Origin of the sequence: Xylanibacter caecicola (assembly GCF_013166515.1) — a bacterium.
GTDB classification, from domain to species: domain Bacteria; phylum Bacteroidota; class Bacteroidia; order Bacteroidales; family Bacteroidaceae; genus Prevotella; species Prevotella caecicola.
Genome location: NZ_JABKKJ010000006.1, coordinates 40,850 through 55,962 on the forward strand (window position 1 = coordinate 40,850; position 15,113 = coordinate 55,962).

12 protein-coding genes are annotated in these 15,113 nt (G+C 48.2%); 3 read left to right on the top strand and 9 right to left on the bottom strand.

Annotated elements, in window-relative coordinates:
• Positions 1-19: 19 nt before the first annotated feature.
• The 9 genes from ilvD to HPS54_RS05390 all read right to left on the bottom strand — a co-directional run bounded on the left by ilvD (position 20) and on the right by HPS54_RS05390 (position 11,403).
• On the bottom strand, positions 20-1,819 hold the full coding sequence (ilvD, locus tag HPS54_RS05350) for a dihydroxy-acid dehydratase (protein WP_172344438.1): 1,800 nt from the start codon (positions 1,817-1,819) through the stop codon (positions 20-22).
• Between the two features lie 938 nt (positions 1,820-2,757).
• Positions 2,758-3,903: an OmpA family protein gene (locus HPS54_RS05355; RefSeq protein ID WP_172344439.1), complete on the bottom strand. Its 1,146-nt coding sequence runs from the start codon at positions 3,901-3,903 to the stop codon at positions 2,758-2,760.
• A gap of 260 nt (positions 3,904-4,163) precedes the next feature.
• Complete coding sequence (locus HPS54_RS05360; protein WP_172344440.1) at positions 4,164-5,720, bottom strand: HNH endonuclease signature motif containing protein; 1,557 nt, start codon at positions 5,718-5,720, stop codon at positions 4,164-4,166.
• 395 nt (positions 5,721-6,115) lie between these two features.
• Positions 6,116-6,355, bottom strand: a complete 240-nt coding sequence (locus HPS54_RS05365; protein ID WP_172344441.1) for a GlsB/YeaQ/YmgE family stress response membrane protein — start codon at positions 6,353-6,355, stop codon at positions 6,116-6,118.
• Positions 6,356-6,436: 81 nt separating this feature from the next.
• A complete protein-coding gene (locus tag HPS54_RS05370) occupies positions 6,437-7,390 on the bottom strand; it encodes an endonuclease/exonuclease/phosphatase family protein (protein WP_216653043.1) in 954 nt (317 codons plus the stop codon).
• 119 nt (positions 7,391-7,509) lie between these two features.
• Positions 7,510-8,283 (bottom strand): prephenate dehydrogenase, encoded by a 774-nt coding sequence (locus tag HPS54_RS05375; protein WP_172344442.1) that lies wholly within the window; start codon positions 8,281-8,283, stop codon positions 7,510-7,512.
• 7 nt (positions 8,284-8,290) lie between these two features.
• Positions 8,291-9,355 carry a bifunctional 3-deoxy-7-phosphoheptulonate synthase/chorismate mutase type II gene (locus HPS54_RS05380; protein ID WP_172344443.1) on the bottom strand — a complete coding sequence of 355 codons (1,065 nt, stop codon included), beginning with the start codon at positions 9,353-9,355 and terminating at the stop codon, positions 8,291-8,293.
• 10 nt (positions 9,356-9,365) lie between these two features.
• On the bottom strand, positions 9,366-10,580 hold the full coding sequence (locus HPS54_RS05385) for a pyridoxal phosphate-dependent aminotransferase (protein WP_172344444.1): 1,215 nt from the start codon (positions 10,578-10,580) through the stop codon (positions 9,366-9,368).
• The gene (locus tag HPS54_RS05390) at positions 10,555-11,403 is read right to left on the bottom strand and encodes a prephenate dehydratase (protein WP_172344445.1); all 849 of its coding nucleotides are present in this window, start codon (positions 11,401-11,403) and stop codon (positions 10,555-10,557) included. The genes HPS54_RS05385 and HPS54_RS05390 overlap by 26 nt, the downstream gene beginning before the upstream one ends.
• Before the next feature lie 707 nt (positions 11,404-12,110).
• Here HPS54_RS05390 and HPS54_RS05395 point away from each other — a divergent pair.
• The 3 genes from HPS54_RS05395 (at position 12,111) to HPS54_RS05405 (ending at position 14,972) form a co-directional block, all read left to right on the top strand.
• Positions 12,111-12,725 carry an FKBP-type peptidyl-prolyl cis-trans isomerase gene (locus HPS54_RS05395; protein WP_172344446.1) on the top strand — a complete coding sequence of 205 codons (615 nt, stop codon included), beginning with the start codon at positions 12,111-12,113 and terminating at the stop codon, positions 12,723-12,725.
• Positions 12,726-12,737: 12 nt separating this feature from the next.
• Positions 12,738-13,814, top strand: coding sequence for a chorismate synthase (gene aroC, locus HPS54_RS05400; RefSeq protein ID WP_172344535.1), 1,077 nt, complete (start codon positions 12,738-12,740; stop codon positions 13,812-13,814).
• A 255-nt stretch (positions 13,815-14,069) separates the two neighbouring features.
• Positions 14,070-14,972: a TraB/GumN family protein gene (locus HPS54_RS05405; protein WP_172344447.1), complete on the top strand. Its 903-nt coding sequence runs from the start codon at positions 14,070-14,072 to the stop codon at positions 14,970-14,972.
• Positions 14,973-15,113 lie beyond the last annotated feature (141 nt).

Sequence of the window (15,113 nt, forward strand, 5' to 3'; positions counted from 1 at the left end):
GTCATATCGGCAATATGACTCACAGCATTCTCACTCCGCCCTTGTCTGCCGAGCTTACACTCTGTGCATATGCGCGCAGTGCCTTGCTCACACTGCGGTTTCTTGTCAACGGTCTTTGGTCTCGCGAAGCAAGTTCGGCATCTGTAAGCAACACATTTATCGAACGGTTAGGTATATCTATCTCTATCATGTCGCCATCCTGTATCTTTCCTATATTGCCGCCGGCTGCAGCTTCGGGCGAAACATGACCGATGCTCAGTCCCGATGTTCCACCGCTGAAACGTCCGTCGGTAATAAGCGCACACTCCGTTCCAAGGTGCATGCTCTTTATATAAGATGTGGGATAGAGCATTTCCTGCATTCCCGGTCCTCCTTTAGGACCTTCGTGGGTAATGACGACACAGTCGCCGCTTTTCACCTTACCGCCGAGAATGCCCTCGCAAGCAGCCTCCTGCGAGTCGAAGACCTTTGCCGGACCGCGGAACCGCCATATGCTTTCGTCCACTCCCGCCGTCTTTACCACACAGCCGTCCTGCGCTATGTTGCCGAAAAGCACCGCCAGTCCGCCGTCTTTCGTATAGGCATGTTCAAGACTTCGTATGCAACCGTGCTCCCTGTCTGTATCAAGCGTCTCCCAACATGTGTTCTGAGACCCCATCACCGTAGAGAACCTGCCGCCGGGAGCACTTCTATAGATGCGGTCGGCATCGCCGTCCAGCCGTTCTCCTGTTATATCATACTTCTTCAACTGCTCGCCCAGCGTTACGCCATCCACGCGCATTGCCGTCTCATGCAGCAGTCCGCCTTTGGCAAGCTCGTTCATTATGCCGAAGATACCTCCCGCACGGTTACACTCCTGCACGCTGTATTTCTGCGTATTCGGGGCAAGTTTGCACAGGCACGGCACCTTGCGGCTCAGCGCGTCTATATCCTGCATAGTGAAATCCACGCCCGCCTCCTGTGCCACGGCAAGCAGATGAAGCACTGTATTGGTGCTTCCGCCCATGGCAATATCAAGCGTCATGGCATTGAGAAAAGCCTCGCGCGTGGCGATACTGCGCGGAAGTACACTTTCGTCACCGTCCTCATAATACCTGAAGGCATTTGTAACAACCTGTCTTGCAGCATCCTTGAACAGCTGTATGCGGTTTTTGTGCGTGGCAAGCACCGTACCGTTGCCGGGCAGTGACAGTCCGATAGCCTCCGTAAGCGAGTTCATTGAGTTGGCGGTGAACATTCCGGAACAGCTTCCGCACCCCGGACAGGCACAGCTTTCTATCTCCGCCATTTCATCATCGCCCACACTCTTGTCAGCACCCTTGACCATAGCCGTTATCAGGTCAGCGTTCTCGCCCCTCCAGCGTCCCGCCTCCATAGGACCGCCGCTGCAGAATACCGTTGGAATATTAAGCCTCATCGACGCCATGAGCATTCCGGGCGTCACCTTGTCACAGTTGGATATACATATCATGGCATCCGCCTTGTGGGCGTTAACCATATATTCCACCGAGTCAGCAATGATATCGCGCGAGGGTAATGAGTACAACATGCCGTCATGCCCCATTGCAATACCGTCGTCAATGGCTATGGTATTGAACTCTGCGGCATAGCATCCCATCTTTTCAATCTCACTCTTTACTATCTGACCTATCTCATGCAAGTGGGTATGTCCGGGCACAAACTGCGTAAACGAGTTGACCACGGCTATGATAGGCTTGCCAAACTGCCCGCGCTTCATGCCCGTTGCCACCCACAACGCCCTGGCTCCTGCCATGCGTCTGCCTTCCGTACACACTGCACTTCTCAACTGATGTTTCATATAAATATGTATTTTTATCCTTACTTGCATTTATACTTTCCTTCACAGACAAGTCTCAAGCACCACTCCGGCGGCTTGCCATGCCCGGCAGGAACGCATATCCTTCCTTATTATATACCCTTGCAAAGGTAGTCTATTTTAGATTAACAGGCAATAATTTAAATAATTAATTTGCCTGTTTGTTACAATTTGCAACACTTTTGCGATATTTCTGTTATAAACCGAAAGAAATATTGCACGTTTACAAACATAATGTGCAATATCTGCATTACGCGGAAAAGATGTCCATGTCTGACAATTACGACTTACATGCCGCTGCCCCGCAAAAGTCCGCATGTAAGGATTTGGGGCAAAAACATGTCAATATGTAAGTTGAAAAACATACGCGAAAGCAGGCAAACTACACGAAAAGAACTGCCAAAAAGCGTTCGCGGGACGGAAAAGCATAGGGTTACGACTGCAAAAGCAATGCTTTTCTGCTCTAAAGCGGGCATCTATGGTGCATAAAGCAGGCATCATTGGCATGTATTGTCAGCAACTTTGACGCATAAAATGGCGCATTTTAGCACACAAAGCAGGAATTTTCTCATCTAAAAAGACACAACATACTGCACACATCAAGCTCCATGCAGCATAAAGGACTTATACAAAAAGCATTACGGCTGCACACTCATACGTGCGATATTTACGTGAAAAAGGGTTTAGATTTGAAAACAACGCAAGCATGGAGAGTTGAGAGAAAGCATAAAGACAGACAAAACAGCATTCTGATTACATTATGCAAAGTTCATGAAACACAAAAGGAGAGATAAGCGGGCATAAGGAAAGAAACGGGGAAATATTTGCTCAGCCACCACATTCCTCATTGCCATATACCATGAAAAAGCCCCTGCTGCATTCGGCAACAGGGGCTTTATGGTTAAGAATAATCTTTCAAATTATTTTGTGCTGTCGTTGAAAGTAGCAACACGGTTGAACTCAACCTGCTCGAAGAGCTTGTCTGTCTCGCCACAACCCTTTGTTGTAAGACGGTCAGCAGCAATCTTGTACTTCTTAACGAGGATGTTCTTAACAGCTTCTGCACGCTTTTCAGAAAGCTTCTGGTTGAACTCCTTAGAGCCTTCCGGTGAAGCATAACCCTTGATCTCAACAGTTGCATCTCTGTGATTCTTCATGTACTGTGCGATAAGCTCAATCGGAGCATACTGTGCAGCGTCAACTACAGACTTGCCCTGACGGAAGAGAACTGTCGGCTGGAGGTTTGTTGCAGTAGCAGGTTTCTCATACTTAGGCTTCTTGTTGCAGTCGTCGAGAGCCTTCTGGAGGTCTGCAATCTGACGGTCCTTAGCTGCAAGCTGTGCATCCTTGCCGTTCAGGTCGCTGCGGAGGTCGTTGATACGTGCGTTCAGACCGTCGATTTCAGCCTGGTCACGACCCTGTGCGATAGTGAAGTTGTGTGTACCGTTAGAGTTACCGAACTTGTAAACAACACCTGCGTTCAGCTGGAGGTTAGAGAAATTAGCGTTGTACTTGAAGTTGTTGGCTGCGCTAAGTTCGCCACCACCGAGACCCCAGATAACAGCCGGCTCGATGTAAACCTGCCATGCCTTATTCTTACCGAGGTTGAAAGCGAAGTCAAGACCTGCCTTAGATGTCAGGTGGTCATCCTTCGTATAGTCTGAAGGAGTACCGAAGATGTGACCCCAACCCATACCTGCAACAGCAGATACTTCGAAGAAACGGGGCTCGCCTTTGTAACCGCCGAACCAGTTGCTCAGGTTTACAGTACCGAGCAATGATGTGTTGATTGCGTTAACTACAGTACCGTTTGTGTAACCGTTTGTGTTCTTGAAGTAAGCATTGCTCTCAACTGCAAGTCCGAATACCGGTGTGAAGTAACGTCCAACGCGGATGCCGGCATTAGGAGTAAGATCCTTCAGAAGAGCGTGACCCTTCATTGCAGAAGCTACACCACCATTTACACCAACATACCAGTTGTCAGTAGATTTGCTCTCAGTTACTGTCTGAGCTGATACAGAAGCAGCAAAAGCTGCAGCTGCTACCAAAGTAAATAATTTTTTCATACTTCTCTGATTTTAAATTAAACCTTATAACTTTATTATTTTGCCTTTATCTGTTTGCAAAGAAATAAAATAATAATGAGATAACCAAATTTCTTGTATCAATTTTCCGTTTTAACAATACATATAAACATATTTTACTAATAAAAACGCTAATTTTTACGCTTTTGGGTTACAATAAGTACCCTTTATCACGTTTTTTAACATCTCATGTAATCCTGTAAATGAAACGGTCATGACACCCTACCGGTCCTATCACATCATCATCTCACCACATACTTGTTCTTACCTATTATATATATGCCCTTAGGAAGCCCTTTAAAGGCGTTTGCCCTATCAACGTTAGAACGTACAAGGACGCCGGTCAGGCTATACACGCAGACCTTTCCTAATGTGCCGCCAGTCATTGTACCGCTTATTCCGGTCGTAACTTCCTTTTTATAAAGCATCACGGGCTTCTGTCCGGGCTTATAACATGCAAATCGCGGAGCGCTTATATTGTACTGTATGGAACGGTTTGAGTAGGCGTTGCTCTTTATATTTGCATTCTCGCCACTGAACGTTACGGTCCACTTTGCGTTGTTTGCCGACGCATCCGACTGATAATGAATTTTGTTTCCGTCCGATGTAAGTGCCAGATACACGTTCTCTTTCTCGTCATAGAATGTATATGCGCCCACTGAACCGCCGAGTATCATCTGCCTTGGCTTGCCCTCTTCATTCACGACAGTTGTTATTGTGCCGTTTTTAACGTCGACTGCCACAACGCTGCGAATATCACCATCCGATGCACCCATTGCCACCGGCACACCTTCTTTGGCATCCTCGCACACAATAAGATACGCCGTTCCGGTCTGCAAGTCTGCTGTAGACGTTATCTTCTTATATGTCACGGCACCCTCTTCGGGGTTGGGATCAGGGTCGGGATCGGGATTAGGATCAGGATCCGGGTCCGGATTGGGGTCCGGATTGGGATTTGTCCCGTCATAGTTGTCATAGCTGAAAGCCACATCTTTCTTGTTTCCCCATACATATTGCTCGAGTCCGGGATAATCAACAAACGGGTTACGATTGCCTTGCAGTTCGTATGCGGCATTGTTACGGTCGATTTCTTTCTGCGACACGGGGTCTTCTTCCGCCCACCGCAGCAGCATTTGTATGGCGGAATCCTTGTATACCGGATACTTGTTTCCTGCCAGCATAGGGCTGCTCCAGCCCTGTATCTTGTCCTCATAGCATGTTGCCATATAGAAATATATACGTGCGAAATCGCCCTTATATTCGTCGTTGGGCTCAAAAACGACACCGCTGTATCCGCTTGTGGTACATGTTCCCACCTTGCTGAAGCCGCCGTTCGACTTATAAGTTCCTCCGTCGGTCTCACCAAAAGGATAGTTGCTGCGGCGGTTGTTCACATATCCGTCGGTAGGAACAACATGAACAAGGTCGCTCTTCATCGGCGAACCTTCATTGAACCAACTCTTCGGCATGGAATGCTCGCGGTTGTATCCGTCTCCTTCCTTACTGTAGTTATGTCCTTGGGCACTGCCTCCTATCACAAAGTTGGTGGTGTTTGAATACATGTCCCACAGTTTTCCGTCGGCACGCCTGTCGGTTTTATGGTAGCAAGACCACAATCCGTCATAGCCTACATTGGTGTGCTTGGTGATGACTCCGTACAACGCCGTCTTCAAACTCTGTCCTTTCCTGCCGTTTGCAGGCTGATAATAAGTACCGCTTCCGTTCGGTCCCTGCGCAAACATCTGTGCCGCCATGCACAGCATTGCATAAAATAAGAATGTCTTTTTACGTATATTCATAGTCGTCAATAAATAGTATGCCTTTAAACAAGGGGCTGCAAATGTAATTCTTTATGGCGACATAAACAAACTTTTGAATGTAAAAAACAAGACGGACGAGACAACATCCGATATAAGAGCCTATTTTCTGTCTCAACCTTACATATATATAATAAGGTGTAAAATGGCATATACAAAAACAATTACGGGTGCTCCCCGAAGAGAACACCCGCATTAAAGGATCTGCCGCCTGCACTTTTTCTTAAGAACACCCCCTTTCTGTTGTCTATAAACATACTTTCTAAAATCTTCTGCCACCGTAACAACATGTCCTTTATGTTATCCTGAACAAGCCTATAGGCAGAAAGATTTATTTTATAAAAACAAGAAATGCAGGCGCAAAGAATGTCCTTTGGCTATTTTCTCCTGAAAAGAGACGCCACATATAAAACAAGAACAGCACCTATGACAGCCGTAACAAGCTGACCTATCCAGCTTCCTTCCCATGAAATATCAAACAAGCTGAACACCCATCCGCCGACAGCACCGCCGACAACACCAAGCAACAGGTTCCAAAGACATCCGAAACCACCTCCACGCATCAGTTTTCCGGCAAGAAAACCGGCAAGGATACCGATAATAATTGATCCAATCATAACTGTAATTTTTAAGGGTTAGACATATTGTTTACAGTGCAAATATAACCACTTCTGCAATAAGTCCCTCATTTAGAAAGGTTATTCAGTATCTTTTAACAGCACGAAACGTGCCCTGAGAGGCAGATGATCACTATACCCGCCAACGTACTTATACCCTGTATAACAGCGTTTCGGACGTATGCCGCCATAGCGTTCATCGTCTTCAACAAGAAACTTCTCATCGTTCACGGTGCAGTCTTTAAACCACTTTTTAACACTTTTGCTAATAAGTATGTGATCTATGCTGCTCCATCTGCCGCGATACTTGTATGTACCTCTCGCCCCGTTGCGTCCCGACGCGCCGGCAGAGACATCCGCAAGCCCCATGTCTTGCAACATCACAAGAGCTTTGTCGGCAGCTTCGTCGTTGAAGTCTCCGGCAACAATGATATTTGGTTCATGCGACAAACGGCGCAAAGAGTCCACCGCCATGCCAAGCCTCTCCGCCACAAGCATCCTATACGGGCGCGTGGCTTTCTCTCCTCCGTAACGGCTCGGGGCATGGACTACAAACACATGCAGCGTGTCGCCGGTCACCACCCTGCCGGATACATACAGTATGTCGCGTGTGGGGCGCATGCCTTTCAACGGCTTGATGCGTATGGGAAAATGGTTTATCAAAGCGAACGAGAACGGCGAGTACATCAATGCCACGTCTATTCCGCGCACGTCGGGCGAGCATGTCATGACATACTCATAGCCTGCCCCACGCAGAAGCGAGCGCCTTGTAAGGTCGTGCATCACACTGTCGTTCTCCACCTCGCACAATGCAACCATGTCCGGCAGCGTCCATTCACGCCCGTCCATGCCACATGCCACTATGCCACGTGATATATTGTCCAGCTTGCGCCAATATCTTCCGCGCGTCCAGTGGCGGCTGCCTTCGGGCAAGAACTCCGTGTCTTGCTTCAGAGTGTCGTGTCTGCAGTCGAACAGGTTCTCACAATTCAACTGGACAAAAGTGAATATCCCGAGTAGCAAACTTGACAACATGATGTTAATTAAGAATTAAGAGTTAAGAATTAAGAATTATGAATGAGGAATTCGGAATTACGAATTTGGAATTGAGGAGTCATCCTCATAATTATAAATTATTAATTATAAATTACCACTCATTCCACGTTCTTCCGTATCTTTTCAAGATAATCCTTCATGCCCGCGGCGTCTTTCTTTTCTATTATATCGAGCAGGTCTTTCAGCTCCGTGCGTATATTCTCCACCTGTTCCGAGGTATACGGATTGAATAGTATTTCCTGCAAAAGATAGTCGTCTTCATTCAACACGCCCTGTGCTATGCGCATGTGACGTTTGAAAGTCGTTCCCGGTGCATCCTGATGCTTCATCACGGCAGCAAAGACAAAGGTACTCACAAACGGTATGCTGAGCGAGTATGCCACTGTGCGGTCGTGCTCTTCAAAGGTATACTCGTAGATGTTAAGCCCCAGACTGCTGTACAGGTCCTTGAAGAATATCCTGCCCATATAGTCGCCTTCGTTTATTATTATGGCATTCTCCTCATGCAACTGGTTAAGATTGGCAAAGGTAGGACCGAACATCGGGTGAGTGGACACATAGCGGCGCCCGCTCTTTTCATAGTATTCCTTCAGACCGGTCTTTACCGATGATATGTCGCTTATTATACAGTTGTCGGGCAACAGGGGCAGAACCTCGTCGAACGCAGGTATGGTATACTTCACCGTAACGGCGTTTATCACAAGTTCGGGAGCAAACTGCCTTATCTCCTCCGTCTGCGTAAACCGCAGGGTGTTATAGGTAAACCGCAGCCGTGAAGGGTCTTTCTCATACACCGCCACCTCATGTTCAAAGCTCAGCAGGTCGAGAAAGAAACTACCCATCTTGCCTGCACCAAGTACCAGAATTTTCATAAACGCCTCATTTGTTTATTATCTCTATCTGCTGTCTTACCGACTCTTCGTGTACCGACTCGAATATTTCTTTCACAAACTTCGGGTCCATTCCGCACAGCACACCCTGCGCACCGCGCTTGTCGAGTATTTCGTTATAACGCCCGGTCTGCAACACCGTCATGTTGTGTTCTTTCTTATACTGTCCTATCTCGCGGCATACACGCATGCGCTTTGCAAGCAGTTCCATAAGCTGATTGTCCAGTTCGTCAATCTGTTTGCGCAACGCCACGATACCCTCCGTGGTCATCTTGTCATCGCGTATGGCAATAAGGCTCAGTATGTAGTCGAGCACATCGGGCGTAACCTGCTGCTTTGCGTCGCTCCATGCGCTGTCGGGATTGCAGTGGCTCTCTACAATCAGTCCGTCAAAACCAAGGTCCATAGCCTGTTGGCACAGCGGTGCTATAAGCTCGCGGCTGCCACCTATGTGGCTGGGGTCGCAGATAATGGGCAACTGCGGTATACGCCGACGCAGCTCTATGGGTATCTGCCACATGGGAAGATTGCGGTAAATCTTCTTGTCGTAGCTCGAAAATCCGCGATGTATTGCGGCAAGACGCTTCACGCCCGCCTGGTTGATGCGCTCCATGGCACCAATCCACAGTTCGAGATCAGGGTTGACGGGGTTCTTCACAAACACGGGAACATCCACTCCACACAGACTGTCGGCAAGCGCCTGCATGGCAAACGGGTTTGCCGTGGTGCGTGCTCCCACCCACAATATGTCCACTCCGTACTTGAGAGCAAGCTCCACATGCTCGGGTGTTGCCACCTCAGTAGCCACCATCATGCCCGTTTCTTCTTTCACAGTCTTCAGCCATGGCAGTGCCGTCTCGCCGTTTCCTTCAAATCCACCCGGTTTTGTGCGCGGCTTCCACACGCCCGCCCTGAACATGTGACAGCCTTTTGCAGCCAGCTGACGGGCAGTTGTTATAACTTGTTCTTCGGTCTCCGCCGAACACGGACCAGCCATTACGATAAGACGCTCGTCATCGCACGGCAGGTTTAAAGATTGCAGTTCCAGTTCCATTGCTGTATGTTTATTTATTATTGTCCTTATGTTTATTATCTCCAATGCTCGCGGTTATTCTCTCCAGAGCCTCTTTCATCCGTTCTTCCTTGGCACAGAGCGAGATACGTATATATCGTCTGCCCTTCTCGCCGAAAATAAATCCGGGGGTGATAAACACCCTTGCCTTGTGCAGAACACGTTCCGTCAACTGCTCGGCATCGGCATATCCGTCGGGAATGCGCCCCCACAGGAACATTCCCACCTGCCCTTCGTCGAACTTGCAGCCCAACACGCGCATTATCCGCTCTGCCGTTTCACGGCGTCGGCGATACACTTCTATATTTGACTCGCGGTGCCACTCGTCGCTGTTGTCGTATGCAGCGGCTGCCGCAAGCTGTATACCGCGGAACGTACCGGAGTCTATGTTGCTCTTTACTTTCAGTATCCAGTTTATGAATGTGGCATTTGTGGCACACATCCCCACACGCCAGCCCGGCATGTTGTGGCTCTTGCTCATCGAGTTAAGCTCTATGCAGCAGTCTTTCGCGCCCGGCACCTGCAACAGCGACAGCGGCTGTTCGTTTAGAATAAGCGAATAGGGATTGTCGTTGACCACCACTATGGAGTGTCGGCGGGCGAAATCCACGAGACGGCGATATGTCTCCATGCGTGCGTTTCCGCCGGTGGGCATGTTGGGATAGTTGGTCCACATCAGTCTCACACGACTCAGATCCATATTCTCGAGAGCATCGAAGTCAGGTTGCCAGCCGTTGTCTTCGCAAAGCGGATAGTTCACCACCCTTGCTCCCAATATCTTGCTAAGCGATGTATAGGTGGGATAGCCCGGATCGGGAACAAGCACCTCGTCGCCCGGATTTACAAAAGCGAGGGTTATGTGCAGTATTCCTTCCTTGCTGCCGATGAGAGGCTGTATCTCCGTATGCGGATCAAGTTCAACGCCGAAACGCCGCCTGTAAAACCCTGCCATTGCCGTGCGCAGTTCGGGTGTGCCCATTGTGGGCTGGTAGCCGTGGGCATCGGCACGACGCGCCACTTCGCACAGTGTCTCTATGGTGCGCGGCGATGGCGGCATGTCGGGACTTCCTATGGCAAGACTTATTATGTCCATGCCCGCCGCATTCATTTCCGCCACTTCCTTGAGCTTGCGACTGAAATAGTATTCGCTGACCTCCGACAGGCGTCTTGCCGGCTCTATGTTATATCGTAGGGTTTGTTCCGTCATGTCTGTACTCTCCTAATATTTTAAGTTCTTTTGTCAATGGCATTATGGCGTCCACGCACTGGCAGAAGCGTGTGGCGCTGTTGTAAACCACGTCTACATAGAACATATATTCCCACTCGTGACCTATTATAGGCAACGACTGTATCTTTGTAAGGTTTATCTTGTAGAACGAGAGTATGCTCAGCACTTGCGACAGACTGCCCTCTTCGTGTGGCAACGAGAAGACAAGGCTTGCCTTGTCCGTTTCTCTGCATGTTCTCAGCATACCCTCCCTGCCCGGAGTTGCCACGACAAGAAATCTCGTAAAGTTGTGCTTGTTGTCTTCTATCTGGTCTTCAAGCACTTTCATGCCATACATCTCGGCCGCCTGACGGCTGCATATCGCCGCCCAACCGCGACACTTGTTTTCGGCAATGAACTTTGCCGAGCCTGCCGTGTCTTCCGCCTCAACTGCTTTCAGCTCGGGATGGTTGGCAAGAAAACCGCGGCATTGCATCAGGGCTACGGGATGAGAGTGGACCTCGGCAACTGTCTCCCACGAGTCTTCGGGCAGACAACAGATGCAGTGAGATATGCGCAACTTGTATTCGCCCGCCACCGTCGTACCCGAATCGCGCAACAGTTCGTAGTTATGGAGCAGCGAACCGGCAATGGTATTCTCTATCGCCACCAGCCCCACAATGTCCGGACTACGCCTTATGTTTTCAAAGACCTGCTCGAACGTGGCACAGCATATCAGCCTTATATCCTCGCCGGCAAAATAACCGTGGGCGGCAATGTCGTGGAACGAGCCTTCAAATCCTTGTATTGCTATTGTCTTCATCGTTTATATATATTCCGTTATACCAAAAATCCCGCCTCATCTTTTGTGAAGCGGGACTTGATTGTATCTTTCTTTAAAGATTGTCTTGTCATAAGTTGAAATCCTACACGCAACTTCCCGCTTCGCAATGCCCTGCAAAGTAAAAATAAAAGTAATAAAAAGATGCGTATAGAGTGTTCATTGTCATTTCTTGTTTCTTAATTCAACGGTTGCAAAAGTAAAACTTTTATTTCATTCTGACAAACATTTCGCAATGTTTTTCAGCAATAATGTAACAATATAACACATCGCAATGTCTTTTCAAATCTCGTCTCCATACAGCCGTGAAAACGGTGTTTCCAACGTGTCTTGCAACTTATTGATAATCAAGATGATACCTTTTACCTTCTAAAAGGCGGTCTTTTGCACGCCGAAAGGGCACCTCTTAGAGCCTGAAAGGGCACCTTTTGAAACGCGAAAGGTCGTGTATTGAAAACGCAGGGCATGTGCGTCGGTAATAAAGACATTGCAAAACGGACGGATAAAGAAAAGCGTAACGGCTGATAAAAACAATCTTTTTATTTTGTATTGCACTCGGTTTGCATTATCTTTGCATAAGATAAGCGGCGCCTCAGCAATCTCAAACGAGTTTGATTGCGTTCGACTTGCATTATCTTTGCATTCACGTAATATTAAAAAAGACCGAAAATAATACACTATAATATATAATGGAGACAAAAGGAAACAAGTACATCGCTGTGGCATACAAGCTATACACAGTCAACGGTGAAAAGAAAGAACTGTTGGAAGAGACCGATATCGAACATCCGTTCCAGTTTATCAGCGGCTTCGGCATAGCTCATCCGGAATTTGAGAAGAACGTGATGAACATTGAAAAGGGTGCTACATTCGAGTTCAGCATCCCCATGGAAAAGGCTTTCGGTGCTCACGATGACAAGCTTATAATCGAAATCGACAGGTCTGTATTTTCCATAAACGGACATTTCGACCATGAGCATATCTATCCCGGAGCCATCGTTCCGATGCAGAACGAGGACGGTAATCAGTTTCAGGCAAAGGTTCTCAAGGTGGGAACTGACAGTGTGAAAATGGACTTCAACCACCCTTATGCAGGCAACGACCTGTTCTTCAAGGGCGTTATCATCGATTCGCGCGAGGCAACAAACGACGAGATACAGGGACTGATAAACCGCATGAGCGGTGGCGGATGCTGCTGTGGAGGTCACTGCGAGGGTGATTGCGGCGGACACAACGGTCACGACGAAGGCTGCGGACACCACCACGGTAACGACAACGGATGCGGATGCGGGCATTGCCACTGATAAAAACGGATGATGAGGAACACTTTCGGTAACATTTTCACGCTGACGTCGTTCGGCGAAAGCCACGGCAAAGCTGTTGGAGGAGTGATAGACGGCATGCCGGCAGGCGTAGCCATAGACACTGCTTTCATACAGCATGAACTTGACAGGCGTCGTCCGGGGCAGAGCAATATCACCACCGGGCGCAACGAGGGCGACCGGGTGGAACTGCTGAGCGGTGTCTTTGAGGGCAAATCGACAGGATGTCCCATAGGCTTCGTGGTGCACAACACCAATCAGCACTCGGACGATTACGACAATTTGCGCAACGCTTTCCGCCCGTCGCATGCCGATTACACCTATTATAATAAGTATGGCATACGCGACCATCGCGGCGGCGGACGTTCGTCGGCACGCATAACGATAAGCAGATGTGTGGGCGGTGCACTGGCAAAACTGGCTCTTAAGGAAATAGGAGTGGAGATAAATGCCTATACATCGCAGGTGGGACATATACGGTTGGACAAGGATTACACCGCATACGACCTGACAAAGACGGAAGACAACGCCGTGCGCTGTCCGGACGAGACAAAGGCAAGGGAAATGGAAAGGCTCATAGCCGAAGTGAAAGCGCAAGGCGACACCATCGGCGGAACGATAACATGCGTAATAAAGGGTTGCCCGGTAGGTCTGGGCGAACCGGAGTTCGGCAAGCTGAATGCCATGCTGGGAAGTGCCATGCTGGGAATAAATGCGGCAAAGGCAATCGAGTTCGGCATGGGATTTGACGTGGCAGAGGCACGCGGAAGCGAGATAAACGACTTGTTTGTCAGCGACAACGGGCATATACGTACCGCCACAAACAACAGCGGAGGCATACAAGGAGGCATGAGCAACGGCGAAGACATATTTTTCCGCATTGCATTCAAACCCGTGGCAACACTGCTGCAAGAACAGGAAACGGTGGACACAGACGGTAACAATATAACAGTGAAGGCACGCGGACGCCATGATCCGTGCGTGTTGCCAAGGGCTGTTCCCATTGTCGAGGCGATGGCTGCGATGACTGTTTTAGACCTTTATTTAGCCGATAAAACAACGATAATATGACAATTAACAACAAAAGTGTAAAAAAACAACGTATGCTTTGATGTAATTTCGATTATTTATCGTATATTTGCATACGACAATGAGGGCTTTGTGAAAAGCTTGCTTTGTCTAATTAAGTCTAGTTTAGTTTTTGTGTTGGTTGAGAGCGTACAATTGTACGCTCTCTTTTTCAAGAATAAAGCTTGTTCCTTAATACATTATTATACTGTAATCCGCATGCCTATGAAATCATTTAACAATATAAATAAAACAATCATGAAGAAAATTTTATCGACAGTGATGCTGCTTGTTGCCGCAGTCGGCATGCAGGCACAGTTATTATGGAAGGTCACAGGCAACGGGTTGGAGAAGCCTTCGTACATAGTAGGAACCTATCATCTTGCTCCCGGAACGTTCGCAGACAGCATAAAAGGTGCCAAAGAGGCAATGAATGCGGCAGAGCAAGTATACGGTGAGATTGTAACGGCAGACCTTGCCAACCCTGAAAAGCTGATGACAATGCAGGCGGCAATGATGCTTCCCGAAGGACAGACACTGGACAAACTGCTTGATACGGACGAAACGGGAAGACTGAACGCCGTTCTGAAAGAACTCATAGGAATGGACCTTACAAACCCGATGGTGGCACAACAGCTGAACAAACTGTCTCCGCAGGCACTGCTGACACAGCTCACAATGCTCTCATACTTGAAGAAGACACCGAACATGGACCCCACAAACACCATCGACAACTACTTCCAGAAAGAGGCAATGGCTAAAGGCAAGCCGACAGGAGGTCTCGAAACAATGGAACATCAAATTGATGTATTGTTCAAAGGTTATACACTCGATAGGCAGAAAGAACTGCTGATGTGTTTTGTAGACAACAGGGAAATGAACGAGAAGGTGACGGACATGGTAACGAAAGGCTATTTCTCGCAGGACATGAAACTGCTGAAAGAAGCTACGGACATGAAATACAACAACTCGTGCGATGCCACACAGGAGGAAGAAGACAGACTGATATACGGACGAAACGCCGAATGGGTGAAGATAATGCCGGGAATAATGAAAGACAAGTCCACGCTGTTTGCCGTCGGAGCGGCACATCTTGTAGGTGAGAAAGGCGTGATAGAACTGTTGAAAAAAGCCGGATATACGGTGGAAGGCATAAAGTAACGGCAAAAGAAATGCCTTGAATCACATGGCATTTATGAGTCATCCGACAAGTAAGGACATATTCTTGTATTTGTCCGTTTGTACACCAATCGGTGTTCATTCTATACAAACGGACAAATACAAGAATATGTCCCTACTGCT

Bases quoted from the DNA above. Each gene is read 5' to 3' on its own strand.
- HPS54_RS05355 (WP_172344439.1), bottom strand. From the start codon at position 3,903: ATGAAAAAATTATTTACTTTGGTAGCAGCTGCAGCTTTTGCTGCTTCT.
- HPS54_RS05360 (WP_172344440.1), bottom strand. From the start codon at position 5,720: ATGAATATACGTAAAAAGACATTCTTATTTTATGCAATGCTGTGCATG.
- HPS54_RS05390 (WP_172344445.1), bottom strand. From the start codon at position 11,403: ATGAAGACAATAGCAATACAAGGATTTGAAGGCTCGTTCCACGACATT.
- HPS54_RS05405 (WP_172344447.1), top strand. From the start codon at position 14,070: ATGAAGAAAATTTTATCGACAGTGATGCTGCTTGTTGCCGCAGTCGGC.
- HPS54_RS05375 (WP_172344442.1), bottom strand. From the start codon at position 8,283: ATGAAAATTCTGGTACTTGGTGCAGGCAAGATGGGTAGTTTCTTTCTC.
- HPS54_RS05395 (WP_172344446.1), top strand. From the start codon at position 12,111: ATGGAGACAAAAGGAAACAAGTACATCGCTGTGGCATACAAGCTATAC.
- HPS54_RS05365 (WP_172344441.1), bottom strand. From the start codon at position 6,355: ATGATTGGATCAATTATTATCGGTATCCTTGCCGGTTTTCTTGCCGGA.
- aroC (WP_172344535.1), top strand. From the start codon at position 12,738: ATGAGGAACACTTTCGGTAACATTTTCACGCTGACGTCGTTCGGCGAA.
- HPS54_RS05370 (WP_216653043.1), bottom strand. From the start codon at position 7,390: ATGTTGTCAAGTTTGCTACTCGGGATATTCACTTTTGTCCAGTTGAAT.
- ilvD (WP_172344438.1), bottom strand. From the start codon at position 1,819: ATGAAACATCAGTTGAGAAGTGCAGTGTGTACGGAAGGCAGACGCATG.
- HPS54_RS05380 (WP_172344443.1), bottom strand. From the start codon at position 9,355: ATGGAACTGGAACTGCAATCTTTAAACCTGCCGTGCGATGACGAGCGT.
- HPS54_RS05385 (WP_172344444.1), bottom strand. From the start codon at position 10,580: ATGACGGAACAAACCCTACGATATAACATAGAGCCGGCAAGACGCCTG.